The sequence below is a fragment of the Leucobacter sp. M11 genome (assembly GCF_035726885.1).
Taxonomy (GTDB): Bacteria; Actinomycetota; Actinomycetes; order Actinomycetales; family Microbacteriaceae; genus JAPFRB01.
Window position 1 is genome coordinate 446521 of the sequence record NZ_JAPFRB010000001.1, and the last position, 2811, is coordinate 449331.

At 70.9% G+C, this 2811-nt stretch carries 2 protein-coding genes; one reads left to right on the forward strand and one right to left on the reverse strand.

Annotation, left to right across the window (positions count from 1 at the left end):
* Positions 1 to 83 precede the first annotated feature (83 nt).
* The gene (locus OOT08_RS02265) at positions 84 to 1901 is read left to right on the forward strand and encodes an ABC transporter ATP-binding protein (RefSeq protein ID WP_325090928.1); all 1818 of its coding nucleotides are present in this window, start codon (positions 84 to 86) and stop codon (positions 1899 to 1901) included.
* A gap of 163 nt (positions 1902 to 2064) precedes the next feature.
* Here the strand turns inward: OOT08_RS02265 and OOT08_RS02270 are convergent, their stop codons facing one another.
* Positions 2065 to 2754 carry a response regulator transcription factor gene (locus OOT08_RS02270; RefSeq protein WP_325090929.1) on the reverse strand — a complete coding sequence of 230 codons (690 nt, stop codon included), beginning with the start codon at positions 2752 to 2754 and terminating at the stop codon, positions 2065 to 2067.
* Positions 2755 to 2811 lie beyond the last annotated feature (57 nt).

Sequence of the window (2811 nt, forward strand, 5' to 3'; positions counted from 1 at the left end):
GAGCCCGCAGCGATGGCTGGCCCCGAGGCCGAGCCACCCACCGATTCCGATTCCCAGACGCACACCCCCGAGGAGGGACAGCGATGACCCCGGCAAGCGTGACCGGCGTTCGCGGCGAAGAACGCGACGACTACACCAAGGAGGAGTCGAAGGCCCTGCGCCGCCGCTCCGTGAAGCTCCTCGGTTCCCTGCTCAGCCCGCACCGCGGCCTGCTCATCCTGACGAGCCTCGTGATCGTGATCTCCTCGCTCGCGCAGGCCGCGGGCCCCTTCCTGATCGCCGTCGCGATCGACCAGGGGCTCCCGGCGATCGTGAACGAGAGCGACTGGCGACCCGCCTGGGTCACCGTCCTCGTGTTCATCGCCGCGGGCATCGCGGGGGCCGTGCTCATCGCCTGGTATCACGTGCTCGCGGCGCGGGTCTCCCAGGCGATCCTGCTGGAGCTGCGCACCCGCGTGTTCCGCCAGACCCAGCTACTCAGCCTCGAATTCCACGAGTCCTACACCTCGGGGCGGATCATCGCCCGGCAGACGAGCGACCTGGAGACGATCAGCGAGCTGCTCGAATCCGGGCTGACCGAGCTCGTGCAGGGCATGCTCTACATGGTCTTCACCCTCGTGATGCTGCTCATCCTGGACCCGGGCAGCGCGGCCGTGCTGCTCGTGGCCCTCGTGCCCCTGTACCTGCTCACCCGGTGGTTCCAGAAGCGCTCCCAGCTCCGGTTCCGGCAGACGCGCACGACCTCCGCGAAGCTCATCGTGCACTTCGTGGAGACGATGACGGGCATTCGCGCGGTGCAGGCCTTCCGCAAGGAACCGCGCAACGCGCGCGAGTTCGGCGAGCACGTCGAGAACTACCGGGTCGCCAACCAGCGCGTGATCGGCCTCTTCGGCGTCTTCGATCCGGGCCTCATCCTGATCGGCAACGTCACGGTCGCCGCGGTCGTGCTCATCGGGGGCTTCCGGGTCCTCGACGGCTCCATCGCGGTCGGGGTGCTCCTCGCGGCGATCCTCTACACCCGCCGCTTCTTCGACCCCATCGAGCAGCTCGCGATGTTCTACAACTCCTATCAGTCGGCCTCGGCCGCCCTCGAGAAAATTTCGGGGGTCCTGGAGGAGAGCCCGACCGTGCCCGAGCCGGAGCAGCCCGTGCGCCTCGCGAAGTCGAGCGGTGCGCTCCGCTTCGAGGGCGTCGAGTTCGCCTACAACCCGGAGACGGTGATCCTGCCCGAGTTCGAGCTGGACATCCCGGCCGGGCAGACGATCGCGCTCGTGGGCTCCACGGGCGCGGGCAAGTCCACCCTCGCGAAGCTCATCGCGCGCTTTTACGACCCCAGCCGGGGTCGGATCACGCTCGACGGCGCGGACATCGCGCACCTGTCGAGCGCGGACCTGCGCCGTGCGGTGGTCATGGTCACCCAGGAGGCGTACCTGTTCAGCGGCACCGTCTCCGACAACATCGCGCTCGGCAAGCCGGACGCGACGCCGGAGGAGATCGAGCGGGCGGCGCGCGCGGTGGGCGCGCACGAGTTCATCACGGAGCTGCCGGACGGCTACGACTCCTCGGTGAACAAGCGCGGCGGCAGGCTCTCGGCCGGGCAGCGCCAGCTCGTGTCCTTCGCGCGCGCGTTCCTCGCGGACCCCGCCGTGCTCATCCTGGACGAGGCGACCGCGTCGCTCGATATCCCGGGCGAGCGGGCGGTGCAGGAGGCCTTGCAGACGCTCCTCTCGGACCGCACCGCGGTCATCATCGCGCACCGGCTGTCGACCGTGTCCATCGCAGACCGGGTGCTCGTGATGGAGCACGGCCGGATCGTCGAGGACGGCGCCCCCGCCGACCTGATCGGCGGCTCGGGTCGCTTCGCGCAGCTGCACGCGGCCTGGCGCGACTCGCTCGTCTAGGCCGACGCGTTCGCGGCTCCTCCCGAACGCTGCGGACGAGGGCCTGCCCGGAAGGATTTCCGGGCAGGCCCTCCTCGTTTCCCCGGCTCGTGTCCCTGGCTCGTTCCTCAGGCCTGTTTTCCCCCCCTGAGCGGGGCGACGGGAACGCGGCCGGGAACTCGGCTCAGCGCCCGGCGGCGTAGAGCGCCGCCTCGACGCGGCTCTGCACCCCGAGCTTCGCGTAGATCTGGCCGAGGTGGGTCTTCACGGTGGTCTCACTGATGAAGAGGTCTCGGGCGATCTCCCGGTTGCTCCCGCCGCCCGCGAGCGCGTCGAAGACCTCGCGCTCGCGCGGGGTGAGCCGGTCCCGGCCCGGCAGCGGCGTCTCCGCGTCGCCCGCCTCCGGTGACGCGGCCGCGCTCCCCCCGCGGAGCGCGCCAAGCACCCCGGGGGTCACCTCGGGGTCGAGCACGCCGCCGCCCGCGGCAACGGTCCGGACCGCGTCCAAAATCCGCGCCCCCGCGGCGGTTTTCAGCAGGAAGCCGTGCGCCCCCGCGCGGATGGCTTCCAGGACGAGCGCCTCGTCACCAAACGTCGTCAGCATGAGCACCCGCGCCTCGCTCTCCCGCACGATGCGCTCGGCGGCCCAGATCCCGTCTCGGACCGGCATCCGCACGTCCAGGAGCACGACGTCCGGCCGGAGCCGCAGCGCCTCGTCAAGCCCGGTCGCCCCGTCCGGGGCCTCCCCGAGCACGCGGATATCGGGCTGGCTCTCCAGGATGAGGCGGACCCCGTCCCGGATCGCGCCGTGATCGTCGACGAGCAACACCGTGATCGGCGTCGGCGTTGCCTCGGGCTGCTCCTGCGGAGTCATGCGGCGTTCCTCTTCGTGCGCTTCGGGATGGGGTTCGGGCTCGGCTCCGGAGCTTGC